Raw genomic sequence first — 20,837 nt, forward strand, 5'->3', positions numbered from 1 at the left:
CGACAAGCGCCCACATGAATTACCTGATCGATTGTTAAAGAGCGTCTCGCTGGCCGTCGTGCCGCCGAAGCGACCTCGCCGGCGCCCTGCGAGGAAGGCGTATTTTACGTGATCGGCGCCGACTGTCAACCGCGTTCTTTCCGCGTGGCGACGCGTCTCGAAAGACCCTTGCCGTTGACCCGACTCGCCGCCTCAGCGACCGCCGATAGAGCCCTCAGCGGGTCTCTGTAGCGAGTGGAGCGCATTCTACCGAATCCGCCGCGCCTGTCAACCGAGCCCTTTCGACACGCTCCGAAAAACCTCAGACAGAACAAGCACTTCTGCCACTCTCCACCGCTGGCAACGTGGCCCGTCGCCGGCAGCGGATGCGTACTTTACGGATTTCCCCGGGGCCTCGCAAGCCCTTTCGGGAAAAAGTCTCGGAGCGATGGCGACGGCGAGACTCCAGGACGCCCGCCAGCCTATCCACAACCGCTCGGCAAAGCACGGTTGTGGATGAATCGCCCCATCCACTGCAGACGACAACGCCCGCACGAGGCGGGCGTTGGTGGAGCAACTGACTCGTCATCGGTCGGTCGACGTCAGCACAGGGTCACCCGGGCATAGCGCTTCTTGCCGGCCTGGATGACATAGCTATCGCCGGTTGCCAGCATATGGTCGCGCTGGACCACCTCGCCATCGACCTTGACCCGACCATTGCCGAGCATGTCCTTGGCCTGGGCGCTGTTCTTGGTGAGGCCGGAGCGGTTGAGCACGGCGGCGATGGGTGCCTGGGCACTGCCCTCGAAGTCGACCTCCACCTCGGGCAGGTCCTCCGGCAACTCGCCCTCGGCCAGCTGATTGCCGGCGGACTTGTGGGCGTTGGCGGCGGCTTCCTCGCCGTGGTAGCGGGCGATCAGCTCGCGGGCCAGGACCATCTTGATATCGCGAGGATTGGCGCCGGCCTCGACATCACGCTTGAGGGCCTCGATCTCCTCGTTGGGCTTCAGCGAGAGCAGCTCGAAGTAGCGCCACATCAGGCTGTCGGGCATGGAGACCAGCTTGTTGAACATGGTGCCCGGGGTCTCATCCACGCCGACGTAGTTGCCCAGCGACTTGGACATCTTCTGCACGCCGTCGAGCCCCTCCAGCAGGGGCATGGTGATCACCACCTGGGGGGCCTGGCCATAGTGCTTCTGGACCTCGCGCCCCATCAGCAAGTTGAACTTCTGGTCGGTACCGCCCAATTCGATGTCGGCGTCGAGGGCCACGGAGTCGTAGCCCTGCACCAGGGGGTAGAGAAACTCGTGGATGGAGATCGACTGCCCGGCCTCGTAGCGCTTCTCGAAGTCGTCGCGCTCGAGCATGCGCGCCACGGTACTCTGGGCGGCCAGCTCGATCATGCGGGCGGCGGAGAGCTCGCCGAACCACTCGGAGTTGAAGCGCACCTCGGTCTTCTCGGGATCGAGGATCTTGAACACCTGCGCCTTGTAGGTCTCGGCGTTGGCGCGCACCTCCTCCTCGGTGAGCGGCTTGCGGGTGACGTTCTTGCCGGTAGGGTCGCCGATACGCCCGGTGAAGTCGCCGATCAGGAAGATCACCTCGTGGCCGAGGTCCTGGAACTGGCGCATCTTGGTCAACAGCACGCTGTGGCCCAGATGCAGGTCGGGCGCCGTGGGATCGAAACCCGCCTTGATACGCAGCCGGCGTCCGGACTCCAGCTTCTCGACCAGCTCATCCTCCAGCAGGATCTCGTAGGTGCCCCGCTTCAGCAGCGCCAGCGCGCTCGCCACATCGCTCATCGTCTCCTACTCCATCAATACGCTTGCCCGGGCCACACGCCCATCGAATGGGGCAGGATGGTAGCATGACTCGACCGCGGGCGGTGATGCCCCACTATCCGGAGAGCGACATGTCCCTGTTCATCGGCCTGATGTCCGGCACCAGCCTGGATGGCGTCGACGCCGCCCTGGTGGAAATCGACGACGACGCCACGCCACGCCTGGTCGCCACCCATGCCGAACCCATGCCGGCGCCCCTGCGCGAGACGCTATGGCACCTCTGCCATGCCGACCGGGTCGCCTTCGCCGAGCTGGCCGACGCCGAGGACGCCTTCTGCCGCCTGCAGGCCGCGGCCGTGGAGGCGTTGCTGGCCGGCAGCGAAACGTCGCGCAGCTCGGTCATCGCCATCGGCAGCCATGGCCAGACCGTCGAGCATGCCCCGCTGGGCCACGCCGGCGGCCCCCCCTATACCCTGCAGCTCGACAACCCCAGCCTGCTGGCCGAACTCACCGGCATCACCGTGGTCGCTGACTTCCGCCGCCGCGACCTGGCGGCGGGGGGCCAGGCCGCCCCCCTGGCGCCGGTCTTCCACCAGGCACTGTTCCGCACCCCGGGCGAATGGCGCCTGGTGCTCAACCTGGGCGGCTTCGCCAACCTCACCCTGCTGCCGCCCACCGGGGATGCCCGCGAGCCGCTGGGGTTCGATGCCGGCCCGGCCAACGCCCTGCTGGATGCCTGGCACGCCCGGCACCGGGGCGGTCCCTTCGACGCCGACGGCGCCTGGGCGGCCTCGGGGCGGGTCGACGAGGCGCTGCTCGAGCGGATGCTGGCCGACCCCTTCTTCCACCGGCCGCCGCCGCGCAGCACCGGCCGCGAGCACTTCCATCTCGGCTGGCTGGAGCGGCAGCTGACGGGAAGGGAACGGGCGGAGGACGTCCAGGCCACCCTGGCGGAGCTGACCGCGACGAGCATCACCCTGGCGGTGGAGATGGCCCGCGAGCGCCTGCAGGCGCCACCGCCGGAGCGGCTGCTGCCCTGCGGCGGCGGCGCCCACAACCGCGACCTGCTGGCGCGACTGGCCCGGCGCCAGCCGGAGGCGACACTCATCGACAGCGCGGAACAGGGCTGGCCGGCCGACTGGCTGGAGGCCGGCGCCTTCGCCTGGCTGGCCCGGCGCCGCCTGGCCGACCTGCCGGGCAACCTGCCCGCGGTGACCGGCGCCGCCGGCCCGCGGGTGCTGGGGGGCGTCTACGCCCCCTGAGGGGGTTCAGAAGTCGTCGTCGCGCTTCAGCGAGAACTGGGTCGCCGCGTGATGGGCCTGGGACACCCCCTCGCCGTCGCCACCACCGTACTTGATCATCATACGCAGGTCGTTGGCCGAGTCGGCGTGTACCAGCGCCACCTCCTCGGTGATCCGGCCCGCCCTGAAGAGGTCGTAGAGTGCCTGGTCGAAGGTCTGCATGCCCTGATCCCGCGAACGCGTCATGACATTCTTGATCTCGCTGACCTCGCCCTTGCGCACCAGGTCGCCGATCAGCGGCGACTTGAGCATGATCTCGATGGCCGGGCAGCGCCCGCCATCCACCGTGGGCAGCAGCTGCTGGGCGACGATGGCGCGCAGGTTGAGCGACAGGTCGAGCCATACCTGGGCATGCCGCTCCATGGGAAAGAAGTTGATGATGCGATCCAGCGCCTGGTTGGCGTTGTTGGCGTGCAGGGTCGCCAGGCAGAGGTGGCCGGTCTCGGCGAAGGTCAGGGCGTGCTCCATGGTCTCGCGGGTGCGGATCTCGCCGATCAGGATCACGTCCGGCGCCTGGCGCAGGGTGTTCTTCAGCGCCACCTCGAAGGACTCGGTGTCGATGCCCACTTCGCGCTGGTTGACGATTGCCTTCTTGTGCGGATGCACGTACTCGATGGGATCCTCGACGCTGATGATGTGCCCGCCCAGGGTCTCGTTGCGCTGCTGGATCATCGACGCCAGGGTGGTCGACTTGCCGGTACCGGTACCGCCCACCACGAACACCAGGCCGCGCTTGATGTTGGCCAGCTCGCCCAGCACCGGGGGCAGGGAGAGTTCCTCCAGGTGGGGGATCTCGAAGGCGATCCGCCGGATCACCATGGCCTTCTGGTTGCGCTGCTGGAAGGCGCTGACGCGGAAGCGCCCCTTGCCCTTGAGGCTGAGCGCGAAGTTGGCCTCGCTCTCGGCCTGGAAGCGCGCCATCACCGCCTCGGGGATGGCGGCATTGACCAGCTCGCCGACCTGCGCCTCGTTGAGCCCCTGGTCGCCCATCGGCGTCAGCCGGCCGGCCATCTTCAGGCTCGGGGGGGCACCCACCGAGATCAGCAGATCCGAGGCGTCCTTCTGCACCATGATGTCCAGCAATTGATTGAGCCACTCTTGTGCCGTCATGTCCCTGCTCCTGTCACGGTTCTCTTAGATCGCGCCCTTGGCCTTGGCCTGTGCCTCGTCGCGGGCCACCGCGTTGTCGGCCACCAGCTTGGCCAGCGAGGCGTCGAGGGTCTGCATGCCCAGGTTGCCGCCGGTTTGGATCGCCGAGTAGATCTGCGCCACCTTGTCCTCGCGGATCAGGTTGCGCACCGCCGCGGTGGCGATGAGGATCTCGTGGGCCGCCACGCGCCCGCCGCCCATGCGCTTGAGCAGCGTCTGGGAGATCACCGCCTGCAGCGACTCGGAAAGCATCGAGCGCACCATCGCCTTCTCCTCCCCGGGGAAGACGTCGATGATCCGGTCGATGGTCTTGGCCGCGGAGGTGGTGTGCAGGGTACCGAACACCAGGTGGCCGGTCTCGGCGGCGGTGAGCGCCAGGCGGATGGTCTCGAGGTCGCGCAGCTCGCCGACCAGGATGACGTCCGGGTCCTCGCGCAGGGCACTGCGCAGCGCCGGCGCGAAGCCATGGGTATCGCGATGCACCTCGCGCTGGTTGATCAGGCAGCGCTTGCTGCGGTGGACGAACTCCACCGGATCCTCGATGGTCAGGATGTGCTCGTAGCGATTGTCGTTGATGTAGTCGATCATCGCCGCGAGCGTGGTGCTCTTGCCCGAGCCGGTGGGGCCGGTAACCAGCACCAGGCCGCGCGGCAGCATGGAGAGCTGGCGGAACACCTGCCCCAGACCCAGGTCCTCGAGGGCCAGCACCTCGGAGGGAATGGTGCGGAATACCGCGCCGGCGCCGCGGGCATGGTTGAAGGCGTTGACGCGGAAGCGCGAGATCCCCGGTACCTCGAAGGAGAAGTCGGTCTCGAAGAACTCCTCGTAGTCCCGGCGCTGCCGGTCGGCCATGATGTCGTAGATCAGCTTGCGGACCTCGCGGTCCTCCATGGACGGCACGTTGAGGCGACGGATGTCGCCATCGACGCGGATCATCGGCGGCAGCCCCGCCGAGAGGTGGAGGTCGGAGGCTTTCTGTTTTGCCGAGAACGCCAGCAGTTCGGTAATATCCATGCGATTTCCCTGCTCCCGGTGGTGGTACGCGTTGTGATGACCAGTATGACAGACCTTGCGACATGACGACCCTGGTACTTTTCGACTCCCTGGTCGCCGCACGCCGCCGGCTGGACGCGGCCCTGGCCGCCGCCGGGCGCCCGGCCGGCGAGGCGCGCCTGCTGGCGGTCAGCAAGACCAAGCCGGCGGCACTGATCCGCGAGGCCTGGCACCTGGGCCAGCGCGACTTCGGCGAGAACTACGTCCAGGAGGCCCTGGACAAGCAGGCCGACCTGGCCGACCTGGCGGGCATCGCCTGGCATTTCATCGGCCCGCTGCAATCCAACAAGACCCGCGACGTGGCCGAGCACTTCGCCTGGGTACACAGCGTAGACCGCGAGAAGATCGCCCGGCGTCTCAACGATCAACGCCCCGCGGCGCTCGGCCCACTCGACGTCTGCCTGCAGGTCAACATCAGCGCCGAGAGTTCGAAGTCGGGGGTGAGCCTCGACGACCTGCCGACCCTGGCCGAGGCGGTGCTGGACATGCCGCAGCTGCGCCTGCGCGGCCTGATGGCGATCCCCGCCCCGGCCGAGGGGCTCGCCGCCCAGCGCGCCCCCTTCGCCCGGCTGCGCCGGGCCCTGGAGGGACTGCGCGAGCGCTTCCCGGAAGCGCCGCTGGACACCCTCTCCATGGGCATGACCGCCGACCTGGAGGCCGCCGTGCTGGAGGGCGCCACCCTGGTCCGCCTGGGTACCGCCATCTTCGGGGAGCGCACCGCCAAGCACTGAGCACCGGAACCAGGACAGCCACCGGGACCGGCACCGGCCCCGTTCAAGTCGACCGACACAGGACCACATCGCATGGCTACCAGAGTCACCTTCATCGGCGCCGGCAACATGGCCAGCGCCATCATCGGCGGAATGCTCGAGAGCGGCTTCGCCGCCGATGACGTCACCGCCACCTCACCCAGCGACGAGATGCTGGCCCCGGTCCGCGAGCGGCTCGGCATCCACACCAGCACCGACAACGCCACCGCCGTCGCCGCGGCCGACGTGGTGGTGCTGGCGGTCAAGCCCCAGATCATGCGCCAGGTGTGCGAGGGCCTGCGCGACGCCGTCCAGGCGCGCCGCCCGCTGATCGTCTCGGTGGCCGCCGGCCTGCCGGCCGATACCCTCGAGCAGTGGCTGGGCGGCGACCTGCCGGTGGTGCGCTGCATGCCCAACACCCCCTCCCTGGTGGGTGCCGGTGCCGCCGGCCTGTTCGCCAACCCGAGGGTCAGCGAGGCACAGCGCCGCCTGGCCACCGAGCTGATGGAGGCGGTGGGCCTGGTGGAATGGGTCGAGGACGAGGCCCTGCTGGAGGCCGTCACCGCCGTCTCCGGCAGCGCCCCCGCTTACTTCTTCCTGATGTTCGAGGCCATGGAGGAGGCCGGCACCCGCCTGGGCCTGCCCGCCGACACCGCCCGGCGCCTGGCCATGCAGACCGCCTTCGGCGCGGCCAAGATGGCCCTGGCCAGCGACACGCCGCCGGCGGAGCTCAAGCGCAACGTCATGTCCCCCGGCGGCACCACCGAGCGCGCCATCGAACACCTGGAGCAGGCCGGCCTGCGCCGCCTCATGGCCGAGGCCATGGATGCCTGCGCGGCCCGTGCCCGGGAGATGGCCGACGAGCTCGGCAAGGGCTGAGCGGCACACACCAAGCGACTCTCAACCGATCCTGAGGAGGAGCCCATATGGGCAGCCAACTGGGCAGCGCCGGCCTGCTACTGGTCAACACCCTGATCAACATCTATCTCTTCCTGCTGATGCTGCGCTTCCTGCTGCAGGCATCGCGGGCCGACTACTACAACCCCATCAGCCAGTCCGTGGTGAAGATCACCCAGCCGGCGGTCCGCCCCTTCCAGGGCTTCCTCGGCCCGGTGATGGAACGCTTCGACCTGGCCACCCTGGCCACCGGCCTCGTGATCAAGGCGGTCAGTATCGTGATCATCCTGCAGGTCGCCGGCTTCGGCATGCCGCCCCTGGGCGGCGTGGCCATCGGCACGGTGGCGGCGCTGGCCAACGCCATCCTCAAGATCTACTTCTTCGCGCTGATCGTGATGATCATCCTCAGCTGGGTGGCCCCCAACGCCAGTCACCCCGGCGCGCTGCTGGTGATGCAGCTGGTGGAGCCGATCATGGCCCCGGTGCGCAAGGTGATCCCGCCGCTGGGCATGATCGACCTGTCGCCCATCTTCGTCTTCATCGCCATCAGCATCATCGATGGTATCGTGGTGGGTTCGTTGACCCGCGCCGCCGGCATTTCCGGCGCCCTGGTGGGCCTCTGACAGGAGCGGGCCTGCGGCACGAGATGGCCCTGACAGGCGGCGGCCGGTGCGACGGCCCCGCGACGGCTGGACAACGAGACGACTGGACACCGACATCCCCATGCCCGAGCTACCCCCCGACTCGGTCGGCCTGGTGACGCCGCAGACGGTGCACTTCGACGATCCCCTGGCACTGGCCTGCGGCAGGACGCTGCCGGCCTATGACCTGGTCTACGAGACCTACGGCACCCTCAATGCCGAACGCTCCAATGCCGTGCTGATCTGCCACGCCCTCTCCGGGCACCACCATGCCGCCGGCTACCACGGCGCCGAGGACCGCAAGCCGGGCTGGTGGGACGCCCATATCGGCCCCGGCAAGTCCATCGACACCGAGCGTTTCTTCGTGGTCTCGCTCAACAACCTGGGCGGCTGCCACGGCAGCACCGGCCCCAACGCCGAGAACCCGGCGACCGGCCGCCTCTGGGGCCCCGACTTCCCGATGGTCACGGTGACCGACTGGGTGCACAGCCAGGCGCGGCTGGCCGACCGCCTGGGCATCGAACGCTTCGCCGCGGTGATCGGTGGCAGCCTGGGCGGCATGCAGGTCCTGCAGTGGACGCTCAGCTATCCCGAACGGATCGCCAACGCCGCGGTGATCGCCGCCACGCCCAAGCTCTCGGCCCAGAACATCGCCTTCAACGAGGTGGCCCGCCAGGCCATCCGCTCCGACCCCGACTTCCACGACGGCTGGTATGCCGAGCACGACAAGGTGCCGCGCCGCGGGCTCAAGCTGGCGCGCATGGTCGGCCACATCACCTATCTCTCCGAAGACGCCATGGGCAGCAAGTTCGGCCGCGACCTGCGCACCAACGACTTCAACTTCGGCTACGACGTGGAGTTCCAGGTGGAATCCTACCTGCGCTACCAGGGCGACACCTTCTCCACCTCCTTCGACGCCAACACCTACCTGCTGATGACCAAGGCACTGGACTACTTCGACCCGGCCGCCATCCACGGCGGCGACCTGGCCAGTGCCCTGGCCCCGGCCGAGTGCCCCTTCCTGGTGGTCAGCTTCACCACCGACTGGCGCTTCCCGCCGTCGCGCTCCCGCGAACTGGTCGACGCCCTGATCCGCGCCGGCAAGCCGGTGAGTTTCGCCAACATCGACTCGCCCCACGGCCACGACGCCTTCCTGATGCCCGAGCCCCGCTATCAGGCGGTGTTCGCCGCCTTCATGTCGCGCGTGGGCCGGGACCTGGGCCTGGAGGAGCGGTCATGATGCGTCCCGACCTCAAGCTGATCCACGACTGGGTGCCCAAGGGTGCCCACATCCTCGACCTGGCCTGCGGCGACGGCACCCTGCTCGCCGCCCTGGCCCGCGACAAGGGCGTCACCGGCTACGGCCTGGAGATCGACCCCGAGGGCATCACCGCCTGCATCGCCAAGGGAGTCAACGTCATCGAGCAGAACCTCGACGAGGGCCTGGCCAACTTCGACGACGACGCCTGCGACCTGGTGGTAATGACCCAGGCCCTGCAGGCGCTGCGCCGCCCCGACCGTATGCTCGACGAGATGCTGCGGGTGGCCGGGGAAGGCATCCTCACCTTCCCCAACTTCGCCTACTGGCGGCACCGCGCCTACCTGGGCTTCAAGGGCTACATGCCGGTCTCCAAGTCGCTGCCCCACGCCTGGTACGACACCCCCAACATCCACCTGTCGACCTTCAACGACTTTGAACAACTCTGTCGCGACAAGGGTCTGATCATCGTCGACCGGGCGGTGGGCATCGGCGACCACGAGGGCCACTGGACCTCGCGGCTGTGGCCCAACCTGTTCGGCGAGATCGCGATCTTCCGGGTCGCCCGCCGCTGACCCGGCCACCGGCGAGAGGGATGACGATGAGGCGAGGTTTCCTGAACGGCCTGGCGATGGGCATGCTGCTGCTGGCCGGCCCGCTGGCCGCCCAGCAGTACGAGCAGGTGGGTGCCTACCAGATCCATTACAGCGCGGTGAACACCAGCTTCCTGCCCGAGGCGGTGGCCCGCGAACACGGCATCCGGCGCAGTCCGGCCATGGCGCTGCTCAACGTCAGCGTGCTCGAGGAGCAGGAGGACGGCACCACCCGCGCCGTGCCGGCCACGGTCAACGGCCGCGTCGGCGCCCTGGGCGACGATGACGGCACCCCGCTCAGCTTCCGCACCCTGCGCAGCGGCGACACCCCCTCCCAGGTCGCGGTGTTCCGCATCGATGACGACGAGGCCATGCGCTTCGACCTGGAGGTACGCCACGACCGCAACGCCGACCCGGCACGGGTCAGCTTCATCCAGCGCTTCTATATCGAGCGGTAGAGGGGGCACCTCAGCAGCTGATGAAGCTTCGCTCGAGGTCCACCGGCAGCGCCGCTCCCAGGCGAATCGCCACCGGCACCCCGTCGCGGCGGACGACCTCGCAGCGCCGCGCCAGCACCTCGACCCCGCATCCCGCGACCCGGCGCAGGGTCGCGGCGTAGGCGGGGTCGAGGTGGGCCGCCGGCGCCACGTCGGCGATGCCCTCATGGGCCACGCAGAACAGCAGCACGGCGCGCTGCCCCCCCGCCGCCAGCGCCGCCAGGGTCTCGAGATGCCTGCGGCCCCGCTCGCTCACCGCGTCGGGGAAGTAGCCGTGGCCGTCGCTCTCCCTGAGGGTCACCTGCTTGACCTCCACGAAGGCGGTGCCGCGCAGCGGATCGTCGAGCCGGAAGTCGAGGCGCGCGGCCTTCTCGCCGTCCAGCGCCACCCTCGCCTCGCGCTTGAGCTCGGCGTAGCCGTCGAGCCCGGCCACCCTGCCGGCGCGCAGCGCCTCCTCGACGATGCGGTTGGCCCGCCCGGTATGCACCGAGGCCGCGGCCACGCCGCCGTCGGGCCGGGGCAGCTCGATCAGCTCCCAGGTCCAGGCCAGCTTGCGCTTCGGGTCGTCGCTGGGCGCCAGCCACACCCGGCAGCCCGACACGTTCACCGCGCGCATGGAGCCGGTATTGGGGCAGTGGGCGGTGACTTCGCGGCCGTCGGCGAGGCGCACGTCGGCCAGGAAGCGCTTGTAGCGGCGCAGCAGCACGCCGGGCACCAGCTCGGGGTAGTCCATGCCCGCTCCCCCTACTGGCGCGCCAGGAAGCGCTCGAGGCGGCTCACCGCCTCCTCGAGCCGGGCGACGTCGGTGGTGAAGGCGATGCGCACGTGGCGCTCGCCGCCCTGCAGGGCGAAGTCGATGCCCGGGGTGATCGCCACGTTCTCCTCCTCCAGCAGGCGCCGGCAGAAGGCCTGGCTGTCGGCGCTGTAGCGGGCGATGTCGAGCCACAGGTAGAAGGCCCCCTGGGGCGCCAGCGAGGGCGCCAGGCCCAGTCGCGACAGGCCCGCCAGCAGGGCGTCGCGACGCCGGCCCAGCTCGCGCCGCCGGACCTCGAGGATCTCCCGGCACCCGGGGGTGAAGGCGGCCAGGGCGGCATGCTGGGCCGGAGTGGAGGCGGCCAGGAAGACGTTCTGGGCCAGCCGGGTCAGCGGCTCCACCGCCGCCTCCGGTGCCAACAGCCAGCCCAGGCGCCAGCCGGTCATGCCGAAGTACTTGGAGAAGCTGTTGACCACGAAGGCGTCCGGGGCAACGGAGGCCACCGAGAGCGGCTCCAGATCGTAGCAGAGCCCCTGGTAGATCTCGTCCACCAGCAGATGACCGCCGCGCACCGCTACGCTCTCCGCGACCGCGGCGAGTTGGGCGCGATCGAGCATATGGCCGGTGGGATTGGATGGCGTGGCCAGCATCGCCAGGCGGGTGGCGTCATGCCAGTGGGCCTCGACCAGGCCGGCATCGAGCTGCCAGCCGCTCGCCGGGCCCACCGGCACGGCATCCACCTCGGCCCCCGCCAGGGCCATGAAGTGGCGATTGCAGGGGTAGTTGGGATCGGCCATCAGGACCCGGTCACCCGGCCCCGCCAACAGCTGGCTGGCCAGCAGCAGGGCCCCGGAGGCGCCGGGGGTGACCAGGATGCGCCGCGGGTCCACCTCGGCGCCGAAGTGCGCGGCATAGTGGCCGGCGATCGCCTCGCGCAGCGCCGGCAGGCCGGCCGCCGGCGTATAGCGGGTATGGCCGGCGGCCAGCGCCGCCTGCCCCGCGGCCATCACCGGCTCGGGAGTGGGGAAGTCGGGCTCGCCGACCTCCAGGTGGATGACGTCATGCCCGGCGGCCTCGCGGGCCTGGGCGGTCTCCAGTAGGCTCATCACCCGGAAGGGGGCGACCCGGTCGATGCGCGCACTCCATGACATGCTGGGCTCCTCGGCAGAAACGGCAGGTCCGGCGGAGCTTACCGCCACCCGGGGGGTCAAAGCGACACTGTGCAGCGACTTTACCGGCGCCTCCGCGGGAGGCGGGCAGCGGGAGGTTGCAATGTGTCGGTTTTTCCGCTAAACAAGCATCCCTTTGGCGTGAGATACCTTGCATCGCGGCGGGTATTGATCAGTAGTCACTCAAGTAACGAGGCAGTCCCATGCCAGTAGCCGACAAGAAAGTGGAAGCGCCCAAGAAATTCACCCCCTACGAGCCGGCGGCGGGTGAAGAGTACATGAACGAGCAGCAGCTGGAGCACTTCCGCCAGATCCTGCTGGGTTGGAAGCAGGAGCTCATGGAAGAGGTGGACCGCACCGTGCGTCACCTGCAGGAGGAGGCGAACAACTACGCCGACCCCGCCGACCGCGCCACCCAGGAGGAAGGCTTCAGTCTGGAGCTGCGCACGCGCGACCGCGAGCGCAAGCTGCTCAGGAAGATCAACGAGACCCTCGAGAAGATCGACGAGGACGACTACGGCTTCTGCGAGGCCTGCGGCGTCGAGATCGGCATCCGCCGCCTCGAGGCGCGTCCCACGGCCACCCTGTGCGTCGACTGCAAGACGCTGGCCGAGCTCAAGGAAAAGCAGCTGGGCGGTTGATCGGCATGCCGACCCGCCAGGCGAAGCATCGCGACGGGCACCCCGGGGTGCCCGTTTGCATGTCTGACGCCCCGCCCGGCAGGAGGTGCCCATGAATCGCTACCGCGGCCGCTTCGCCCCGACCCCCTCGGGCCCGCTGCACTTCGGCTCGCTGGTGGCCGCGCTGGCCAGCTACCTGGATGCCCGCCAGGCGGACGGTGACTGGCTGCTGCGCATCGAGGACATCGACCCGCCGCGCTGCCCGCCCGGCGCCGCCGATACGATCCTGCGCCAGCTCGAGGCCTTCGGCCTGCACTGGGACGGTCCGGTGCACTGGCAGCACGCGCGCGATGACGCCTATCGAACCGCCCTGGACAGCCTTGCGGCCCGGGGCCTGGCCTACCCCTGCAGCTGCTCGCGCAAGCAGTGGCGCGGCTACCCCACCTACCCCGGCTGGTGCCGGGATGGGGTGCGTGCGTCCGGCAAACCGGTGGCCTGGCGGCTGCGCAGCGACCTGGGGCTGCGCCCGGTGACCTGGCAGGACCGGCTGTTCGGCACGCAGCGCTTCGACCCCGCCGAGCTCGGTGACGTGGTGCTCGAGCGCAAGGACGGCCTCTGGGCCTACCAGCTCGCCGTGGTGGTGGACGACGCCGATCAGGGCATCAGCGAGGTGGTGCGTGGCCACGACCTGCTCGACAACACCCCCTGGCAGCGCCAGCTGCAGCACGCCCTGGGCCATCCCGAGCCGCGCTACCTGCACCTGCCGCTGATCATGGACGGGGGTGGCCAGAAGCTCTCCAAGCAGAACCTGGCGCCGCCCCTGCCCACCGAGGACGCCGCGGTGCGCCCCCTGCTGCACGCCGCCCTGGCGGCCCTGGACCAGGCCCCGCCCGAGGCGCTTTCCACCGCTCCGGTGGGCGAGCAGCTGGCCTGGGCCATCGACGCCTGGTCGCCGGCCCGCATCCGCCCCGTCGCCGAGCGGCCCCGGGCGACCGATTGAGAGACGGAGGCCCCATGTACGTCTATCGCCTGATGCTGTTCCTGGTACTCGGTGGCTACCTGCTCTCGCCGCTGATGATGACCGGCTGGGCCAGCCCCGGGGTCGCCTGGTATCGTCCCTTCGTCATCTGGGGCGTGCTGATCGCCCTCACCCTGTGGCTGGAGCAGAAGAGGAAGCTCGATGAACGCTAGCCTGGCCGGGATGCTGGCGCTGGGCACCGGCTTCCTGCTGGCGCTCTTCCTCTGTGCCCTGGCCGTGGAGCGCGGCCTCATCCCCACCCGCCTGACCCGCCACCCGGCGGTCTACACCCTGGCGCTGGGGGTCTACGCCAGTGCCTGGGCGATCTACGGCAGCCTGGAGCTTGCCTCCACCTCGGGCTACGGCTACCTGGCCTACTACCTGGGCGTGGCCGGCGCCTTCCTGCTGGCGCCGGTGCTGCTGGTGCCCATCCAGCGCATGACCCGCACCTACCAGCTGGCCTCCCTGGCCGACCTCTTCGCCTTCCGCTACCGTTCACGCTGGGTCGGCAGCCTGGTCACCCTGGTCAGCCTGCTGGCGGTGTTGCCGCTGCTGGCCCTGCAGGTACAGACCATGGGCGACGCCATCTACCTGATGACCGGCGCCGCCTCGCCGGCGCCGCTGGCGCTGGCCTTCTGTGCCCTGATCGCGCTGTTCGCCATGCTCTTCGTGGGCCGCCGCCGGCGCATCGACGGCCAGCACGACAGCCTGCTGGCGGCCATCGCCCTCTCCTCGCTGGTCAAGCTGCTGGCCATGCTCGGGCTCGGGGCCTTCGCGCTGTTCGGCGTCTTCGACGGCCCCGCCGACCTCCAGGCCTGGCTCGACGGCCCCGGCCAGGCCTTCCAGGCCGGGGTGGTGCAGACCGACCCGGCCCACTGGCGCTCGCTGCTGCTGCTGTTCTTCGCCGCGGCCCTGCTGATGCCGCACATCTTCCATATCGTCTTCACCGAGACCCGCTCGCGGCATACCCTGCTGCAAGCCAGCTGGTCGCTGCCGCTGTTCCTGCTGCTGATGGCCCTGCCGGTGCCGCTGATCCTGTGGGCCGGGCAGCGCCTGGGCAGCCAGGAGACGCTGAGCGCCGCCTATCTGGCCTTCGGCCTGTCGGAGTCGGGATGGACCCAGGCGCTGGCCTTCCTGGCGGGCCTCGCCGCCACCAGCGCCACCACGGTGATGATCGCGCTGGCGCTGTCGGGCATGGTGCTCAACCACGTGCTGCTGGTGGCCCATCCCCCCGAGGCCCAGCACGACCTCTATCGCTGGCTGCAGTGGCTGCGCCGCGCCCTGGTCGCCGCCGTGGTGCTCGGCGGCTGGCTCTTCTATCGCATCGTCGGCGTGCACCATGACCTGACCAGCCTGGGCCTGACCGCCTTCGTGGGCATGGCCCAGTGCCTGCCCGGCCTGCTGGCGCTGCTCTACTGGCCGGGGGCCAACCGCAAGGGCATGGTCTCGGGACTGGTCGCCGGCATCTTGGTGTGGCTACTGGGCCTGTGGGGGCCGCTACTCACCGGCCTGCCCTCGCTGGTGGTGATCCCGCCGGGCCTCGAGGTGCTCTCCGGCGAGCCGGTGTGGTACATCGTCACCCTGGTGTCGCTGGCCACCAACGCCCTGGTGTTCATCGTCGTCTCCCTGGCCACGCCCACCTCCGAGGGCGAGCGTGCCGCCGCCGAGGCCTGCTCGGTGGACGCCGTGATCCGCCCCAAGCGCCTGCCCCTGGAGGCCGCCAACGGCGAGGAGTTCAAGGCCCACCTGGCCCGCGCCCTGGGCGCGGCGGTGGCCGCCCGCGAGGTGGACCGCGCCCTGGACGACCTGGGCCTGTCGCCGCTCGACGGCCGCCCCTATGCCCTGCGCCGGCTGCGCGACCGCCTGCAGGCCAATCTCTCGGGGCTGATGGGCCCCTCGGTGGCCCAGGACATCGTCGACCGCTACCTGCCCTACCGCCACGACGGTCCCGGCGCCACCGAGGACATCCACTTCGTGGAGAGCCGGCTGGAGGCCTACCGCTCGCGACTCACCGGCCTGGCGCGCGAGCTCGACGGCCTGCGTCGCTACCACCGCCGCACCCTGACACGGCTGCCGGTGGGCCTGTGCGCCTTCGGCGAGGACGGCGAGCTGCTGATGTGGAACGACGCCCTGGCCGAGCTCTCCGGCATCGACGGCGACAGCGTGGTCGGCGCCCGACGCGACAGCCTGCCCGCCCCCTGGGGGGAACTGCTCGGGCGCATCCTCGCCGAGCCCGGCCGCCACCTCTACAAGCAGCCGGTGCCGCTGGCCGATGGCACCCGTTTCCTGAGCCTGCACAAGGCCGAACTGGAGGGGGACGACAGCGAGCCCGGCGGCATGGTGATCCTGGTGGAGGATCACAGCGAGATGAAGTGGCTCGAGGACGAGCTGGTGCATGCCGCCCGCCTGGCCTCCATCGGCCAGCTGGCCGCCGGCGTGGCCCACGAGATCGGCAACCCCATCACCGGCATCTCCTCGCTGGCCCAGAACCTGCGCTACGACACCGACGACCCGGAGGTGCTGGCCACCGCCGAGCAGATCCAGCAGCTCACCGACCGGGTCTCGCGGATCGTCTCCTCGCTGGTGGGCTTCGCCCACGGCGGCCGCCACCTGGCCGGCCGCGACCTCGCCCCGGTGAGCGTCGCCGAGGTGGTGGACGAGGCCATCCACTTGATCCACCTCGCCCGCTCGGGGGACGATGTGCGTTTCGACAACCGTTGCCCCGCAGCGGAGAGCGTCGAGGGAGATGCCCAGCGCCTGCTCCAGGTGATGGTCAACCTGCTGGGCAATGCCCGCGACGCCAGCGGCCCCGGCGACCGGGTAATCATCGAGGCGACCCCCGAGGGAGAAGGGCTGCGACTCACCGTCACCGACGAGGGCCAGGGTATCGACGAGAGCGTGCGCGACCACCTCTTCGAGCCCTTCACCACCACCAAGCCGCCCGGTGAGGGCACCGGGCTGGGCCTGCCGCTGGTCTACAGCATCGTCGCCGAGCACCATGGCCAGATCGACCTCGTCTCGCCGCCGCCCGACCGCGAACGGGGCACCCGGATCAGCCTCTGGCTGCCCCGCCACCAGAAGGAGGGTGAAGCACCCCGATGAGCCGGATCCTGATCGTAGAAGACGAAGCCATCATCCGCAGCGCCCTGCGCCGGCTGCTCGAGCGTCACGACTACCGGGTCGACGAGGCCGGCTCACTGGACGAGGCGATGGCCCTGGATCCCCAGCGCTTCGACCTGGTGATCAGCGACCTGCGCCTGCCCGGCGAACCCGGCACCGAGCTGATCGCCCGCGCCGCCCCGGTGCCGGTGCTGATCATGACCAGCTACGCCAGCATGCGTTCGGCGGTGGATGCCCTGAAGCAGGGGGCGGTGGACTACGTCGCCAAGCCCTTCGACCACGACGAGCTGCTCGAGACCGTGGCCCGGGTGTTCCATCAGCAGGCCGCCCGCCATGCCGAACCGCCCGACGTCGCCGAACCCGACGGCCGGGCCCAGCCAATGATCGGCAACTGTCCGGCCATGCAGCTGGTCTACTCGCGGATCCGCAAGACCGCCCCGGCCGATGTCACCGTACTGATTCAGGGTGAGTCCGGCACCGGCAAGGAGCTGGTGGCCCGCGCCCTGCACCAGCAGAGCAAGCGCGCCCAGGCGCCGCTGATCTGCGTCAACTGCGCGGCGATCCCCGAGACGCTGATCGAGTCCGAGCTGTTCGGCCATGAGAAGGGCGCCTTCACCGGTGCCAGCGCCGCCCGCACCGGCCTGGTGGAGGCCGCCGACGGCGGCACCCTGTTCCTCGACGAGATCGGCGAGCTGCCGCTGGACGCCCAGGCCCGCCTGCTGCGGGTGCTCCAGGAGGGCGAGATCCGCAAGATCGGCTCGGTGGAGACCCGCCACGTGGACGTGCGCCTGATCGCCGCCACCCATCGCGACCTGCGCTCCCTGTCGAAGAGCGGCGAGTTCCGTCTCGACCTCTACTACCGCCTCAACGTCATGCAGATCGACCTGCCGCCGCTGCGCGAGCGCGAGGACGACGTGCTGCTGATCGCCGATATCCTGCTGGAGAAGGCGTGCCGGCGCCACGACCGCGAAGGGTTGCGCCTCTCCCGCGCGGCACGCCGCGAGATCCACGACTACCCCTGGCCGGGCAACGTGCGTGAACTGGAGAACGCCCTGGAGCGTGGCGTCATCCTCGCCGAGGGCCACCTCATCCATCCCGACGACCTGGGACTCTCGGCTCCCGTGCCGCTGGCCGGGCCCCGGGGCGACGCCCCCGCCGCGACGCGCAACGCCGCCGATGCGGATGCCGGGGTCACCGACGAGGACCTCTCGCTGGAGGACTACTTCCAGCACTTCGTGCTGGAGCACCAGGACCACATGAGCGAGACCGAGCTGGCCCAGAAGCTCGGCATCAGCCGCAAGTCCCTGTGGGAGCGGCGCCAGCGCCTCGGCATTCCGCGCAAGAAGAGCCCCCGCCGCAAGACCGAGTGACGCCGCCCCGGCCTGTCCATGCGACCATGGTGCAAGAGGCTCCGGCGGCCTCCCCGGCACCGCCGCGTTCCCCTTTCCGCCCTCACCCCGCACCATTTGTTACCGTCCCACACAGCCCGGGCCCCACGACGGTGCCAATGCGGTAACACTTCACCGACCCGGCAGCGACCCGCCTCCTTGCCATTTTTTTAACTCACTGAAAAAAAAGGAACAAAATTGTAATGGCACGCCGCCTGCTATCTATACGGGCAAGAAGAACAAGTTCCGGCGTCACCGGCTGCCGACAACAACAACACCGCAGCCAGACGTGACGAGGGCCCGCCCCGCAACAACAACAAGAGCCGCGGGCCCATGATGCAGCGCCACGAGCACCGAACAACAACAGCAGGACTCGGGCGCCTGGCCCCTCGGCCAAGCACAACAACAAGAGACACGAGGTACCGGAAACTCAGGACGCGACGCGCCCGCCACGACCGCCAACAAGAACAAGGGTCGTCGAGGCGCACCCCCGGAAACAACAGCAACACGCCGGGGGGAGGCAGATCAGCTGCCGTCGTGGTTGGATTATTGTTTTGAATACGAGGCGGTCGCCACCGGGAGCGCCAACAAGGACAACAACACTGCTTGCCTGTGATTCTCCTTGGTGACTGTGGTGCGTATTCAAGGCGATGTGCCATCACGAAGAAGAAACAGCAGCATGGATGCTGCGTCGCTGCTTGAGGGGGAGGCCGACAGGCCTCCCCTTTCTACGTTCCTGGCCGGCGTCCGCTCGCCACTCCTTCCCTCCCGGGCCTGGCACGGGCTATGCAAGGTCACGGGGGTCGGCTACACTCAGGCCTTTTCGCACTCATATCTTCGCCCTGCGAGTCGATATCGCCGCATGTTCAAAGGATTTACCCGCTTCCTGCAGAGTCCCGGCGAGAGCCTGAAGTCGCTGTTCGGCACCGAGGGCGCCGCCGCCGGCACGCCGGAGGTCCGCGTCATCCCCCGCGAGGACCACCCGGTCTCGCGCCAGCACTTCAGCGATGCCGCCCTCAAGGTGCTCTACCGCCTGCACAACGCCGGCCACGAGGCCTATCTGGTGGGCGGCTGCATCCGCGACGCCCTGCTGGGCCGCATGCCCAAGGACTTCGACGTGGCCACCGACGCCACGCCGGAAGAGGTCAAGGCGCTGTTCCGCAACTCGCGCATCATCGGCCGGCGCTTCCGCATCGTCCATGTGCGCTTCGGTCGCGAGGTGATCGAGGTCACCACCTTCCGCGGCAAGCCGGGCGACGACCACGCCGACCACATCGCCCAGCAGTCCGACGACGGCCTATTGCTGCGCGACAACGTCTGGGGCGACATCCAGGAAGACGCCCTGCGCCGCGACTTCACCATCAATGCCCTCTACTACAGCATCGCCGACTTCTCGATTCACGACTTCGCCGACGGCGTGCGCGACATCGAGGCCAGGACCCTGCGCCTGATCGGCGACCCCGACACCCGCTACCGCGAGGACCCGGTGCGCATGCTGCGGGCCGTGCGCTTCGCCGCCAAGCTCGACTTCCACCTCGCCCCGGCCACCGAGGCCCCGATCCACGAGTTCGCCCCGCTGCTGCTGCAGATCCCCCCGGCGCGGCTGTTCGACGAGGTCCTCAAGCTGTTCATGGCCGGCCACGGCGTCGCCACCTTCCAGCTGCTGCGCCACTACGGCCTGTTCGATATGCTCTTCCCCGAGGCCGGGGAAGCCATGGCCGAGCTGCCCTGGGCCGAGCGCCTGGTCGAGCTGGCCCTGGAGAGCACCGACCGGCGCATCCATGAGGAGCGCCCGGTGACCCCGGCCTTCCTGTTCGCCGCCATCCTGTGGGGCCCGGTGGTGCAGCGCCAGGCCGAGCAGGAGGCCAGGGGCCTGCCCGCGATCCCGGCCCTGCAGGCCGCCTCCCAGCAGGTCGTGTCACGCCAGCTGCAGCACGTCTCGATCCCCAAGCGCTTCAGCCTGCCGATGCGCGACATCTGGGACCTGCAACAGCGCCTGCCGCTGCGCCGCGGTCGCCGGGTCTTCCAGACCCGCGAGCATCCGCGCTTCCGCGCCGCCTACGACATGCTGCTGCTGCGCGAGGGGGCCGGCGAGCTCGAGCCCGGCCTCGGCGACTGGTGGACCGTCTTCCAGGACGCCGACGAGCACGAGCAGGCGCGCCTGCTGGACAAGGTCGGCGCCCATCCCGCCGGTAGCGGCACCCCCAAGCGCAAGCGCCGCCGACGGCGTCGCAAGCCCCGCGGCGGCAACGGCGACGCATGAGCCTCCATCGGGCCTGGATCGGGTTGGGCAGCAACCTCGACGACCCGCTCGCGCGGGTCGCCCGCGCCCTGGATGAGCTCGACCGGCTGCCGCTGACGCGGCGCATCGCCGCCTCCTCGCGCTATGCCAGCCGTCCGCAGGGCCCCCAGGACCAGCCCGATTTCATCAATGCCGTGGCATGCCTCGAGACGCGCCTCTCGCCGCTGGCCCTGCTCGACCAGCTGCAGGCCCTGGAGCAGCGCCACCGCCGGGTGCGCGCCCGCCGCTGGGGGCCCCGTACCCTGGATCTGGATCTGTTACTCTTCGATGACGACGTCCTGGCGCTGCCGCGCCTGAGGGTGCCCCACCCGGAAATGGCCCGACGAGCCTTCGTGCTGGTGCCCTTGCTGTCACTGGTACCGGACCTGCGGCTGCCCGACGGTCGCCGGCTGGTCGACCTGGTCGCCGCGCTGCCCGACGCCGACCTGCGGGAAGTGTTACCGCCCGAAGGAGGCGACCGGTAAAGTGTTACCTGTCGACACAGCATGGCGGTTCGGGTAACAATCTCGGGTTACACCCGGGCCGGCGCCGCGCGCCGCTCCCGACGCCACAACCAAGAGAGCACGCC

The 20,837-nt window shown here is 69.6% G+C and carries 19 protein-coding genes; 14 read left to right on the top strand and 5 right to left on the bottom strand.

The window, feature by feature from the left end; translation table 11 throughout:
- Positions 1–581: 581 nt before the first annotated feature.
- The gene (tyrS, locus tag QWY80_RS14060) at positions 582–1,781 is read right to left on the bottom strand and encodes a tyrosine--tRNA ligase (protein ID WP_290232648.1); all 1,200 of its coding nucleotides are present in this window, start codon (positions 1,779–1,781) and stop codon (positions 582–584) included.
- Between the two features lie 110 nt (positions 1,782–1,891).
- Here tyrS and QWY80_RS14065 point away from each other — a divergent pair, with 110 nt between their 5' ends.
- Entirely contained in the window at positions 1,892–3,022 is a 1,131-nt protein-coding gene (locus tag QWY80_RS14065) for an anhydro-N-acetylmuramic acid kinase (RefSeq protein ID WP_290234149.1), read from the top strand.
- Positions 3,023–3,028: 6 nt separating this feature from the next.
- Here QWY80_RS14065 and QWY80_RS14070 read toward each other — a convergent pair whose 3' ends face one another.
- Together QWY80_RS14070 and QWY80_RS14075 are read right to left on the bottom strand one after the other, a co-directional pair.
- Complete coding sequence (locus QWY80_RS14070) at positions 3,029–4,171, bottom strand: PilT/PilU family type 4a pilus ATPase (protein ID WP_290232650.1); 1,143 nt, start codon at positions 4,169–4,171, stop codon at positions 3,029–3,031.
- A gap of 24 nt (positions 4,172–4,195) precedes the next feature.
- Positions 4,196–5,224, bottom strand: a complete 1,029-nt coding sequence (locus tag QWY80_RS14075) for a type IV pilus twitching motility protein PilT (protein WP_290232653.1) — start codon at positions 5,222–5,224, stop codon at positions 4,196–4,198.
- A gap of 62 nt (positions 5,225–5,286) precedes the next feature.
- Between QWY80_RS14075 and QWY80_RS14080 the strand changes: the two genes are divergently transcribed.
- From QWY80_RS14080 to QWY80_RS14105, 6 genes are all read left to right on the top strand, one after another.
- Positions 5,287–5,994, top strand: coding sequence for a YggS family pyridoxal phosphate-dependent enzyme (locus QWY80_RS14080; protein WP_290232656.1), 708 nt, complete (start codon positions 5,287–5,289; stop codon positions 5,992–5,994).
- Positions 5,995–6,066: 72 nt separating this feature from the next.
- Positions 6,067–6,891 carry a pyrroline-5-carboxylate reductase gene (proC, locus tag QWY80_RS14085; RefSeq protein WP_290232659.1) on the top strand — a complete coding sequence of 275 codons (825 nt, stop codon included), beginning with the start codon at positions 6,067–6,069 and terminating at the stop codon, positions 6,889–6,891.
- Between the two features lie 47 nt (positions 6,892–6,938).
- Positions 6,939–7,532, top strand: a complete 594-nt coding sequence (locus QWY80_RS14090; RefSeq protein WP_290232662.1) for a YggT family protein — start codon at positions 6,939–6,941, stop codon at positions 7,530–7,532.
- Positions 7,533–7,632: 100 nt separating this feature from the next.
- Positions 7,633–8,790, top strand: a complete 1,158-nt coding sequence (metX, locus tag QWY80_RS14095) for a homoserine O-succinyltransferase MetX (RefSeq protein ID WP_290232665.1) — start codon at positions 7,633–7,635, stop codon at positions 8,788–8,790.
- The gene (gene metW / locus QWY80_RS14100) at positions 8,790–9,383 is read left to right on the top strand and encodes a methionine biosynthesis protein MetW (RefSeq protein ID WP_290234152.1); all 594 of its coding nucleotides are present in this window, start codon (positions 8,790–8,792) and stop codon (positions 9,381–9,383) included. The genes metX and metW overlap by 1 nt, the downstream gene beginning before the upstream one ends.
- Before the next feature lie 26 nt (positions 9,384–9,409).
- Entirely contained in the window at positions 9,410–9,859 is a 450-nt protein-coding gene (locus QWY80_RS14105; RefSeq protein ID WP_290232668.1) for a DUF4426 domain-containing protein, read from the top strand.
- Positions 9,860–9,869: 10 nt separating this feature from the next.
- On the opposite strand, the gene sfsA is transcribed toward QWY80_RS14105, so the two are convergent.
- Both sfsA and QWY80_RS14115 read right to left on the bottom strand, forming a co-directional pair.
- On the bottom strand, positions 9,870–10,631 hold the full coding sequence (sfsA, locus tag QWY80_RS14110) for a DNA/RNA nuclease SfsA (RefSeq protein WP_290232672.1): 762 nt from the start codon (positions 10,629–10,631) through the stop codon (positions 9,870–9,872).
- 11 nt (positions 10,632–10,642) lie between these two features.
- Positions 10,643–11,803: a pyridoxal phosphate-dependent aminotransferase gene (locus QWY80_RS14115; protein ID WP_290232677.1), complete on the bottom strand. Its 1,161-nt coding sequence runs from the start codon at positions 11,801–11,803 to the stop codon at positions 10,643–10,645.
- 221 nt (positions 11,804–12,024) lie between these two features.
- On the opposite strand from QWY80_RS14115, the gene dksA reads away from it, so the two are divergent.
- From dksA to folK, 7 genes are all read left to right on the top strand, one after another.
- On the top strand, positions 12,025–12,462 hold the full coding sequence (dksA, locus tag QWY80_RS14120) for an RNA polymerase-binding protein DksA (RefSeq protein WP_290232681.1): 438 nt from the start codon (positions 12,025–12,027) through the stop codon (positions 12,460–12,462).
- Between the two features lie 91 nt (positions 12,463–12,553).
- Positions 12,554–13,441, top strand: a complete 888-nt coding sequence (gluQRS, locus tag QWY80_RS14125; RefSeq protein WP_290232684.1) for a tRNA glutamyl-Q(34) synthetase GluQRS — start codon at positions 12,554–12,556, stop codon at positions 13,439–13,441.
- A gap of 14 nt (positions 13,442–13,455) precedes the next feature.
- Complete coding sequence (locus tag QWY80_RS14130; RefSeq protein ID WP_290232688.1) at positions 13,456–13,632, top strand: hypothetical protein; 177 nt, start codon at positions 13,456–13,458, stop codon at positions 13,630–13,632.
- The gene (locus QWY80_RS14135) at positions 13,622–16,561 is read left to right on the top strand and encodes an ATP-binding protein (RefSeq protein ID WP_290232691.1); all 2,940 of its coding nucleotides are present in this window, start codon (positions 13,622–13,624) and stop codon (positions 16,559–16,561) included. The genes QWY80_RS14130 and QWY80_RS14135 overlap by 11 nt, the downstream gene beginning before the upstream one ends.
- Positions 16,558–17,949 (top strand): sigma-54-dependent transcriptional regulator, encoded by a 1,392-nt coding sequence (locus QWY80_RS14140; RefSeq protein ID WP_290232694.1) that lies wholly within the window; start codon positions 16,558–16,560, stop codon positions 17,947–17,949. The genes QWY80_RS14135 and QWY80_RS14140 overlap by 4 nt, the downstream gene beginning before the upstream one ends.
- Positions 17,950–18,829: 880 nt before the next feature.
- Positions 18,830–20,230 carry a polynucleotide adenylyltransferase PcnB gene (pcnB, locus tag QWY80_RS14145; RefSeq protein WP_290232697.1) on the top strand — a complete coding sequence of 467 codons (1,401 nt, stop codon included), beginning with the start codon at positions 18,830–18,832 and terminating at the stop codon, positions 20,228–20,230.
- Positions 20,227–20,733: a 2-amino-4-hydroxy-6-hydroxymethyldihydropteridine diphosphokinase gene (gene folK, locus QWY80_RS14150; protein ID WP_290232700.1), complete on the top strand. Its 507-nt coding sequence runs from the start codon at positions 20,227–20,229 to the stop codon at positions 20,731–20,733. The genes pcnB and folK overlap by 4 nt, the downstream gene beginning before the upstream one ends.
- Positions 20,734–20,837 lie beyond the last annotated feature (104 nt).

It is taken from the genome of Halomonas ramblicola (assembly GCF_030409215.1).
Lineage (GTDB): Bacteria > Pseudomonadota > Gammaproteobacteria > Pseudomonadales > Halomonadaceae > Halomonas > Halomonas ramblicola.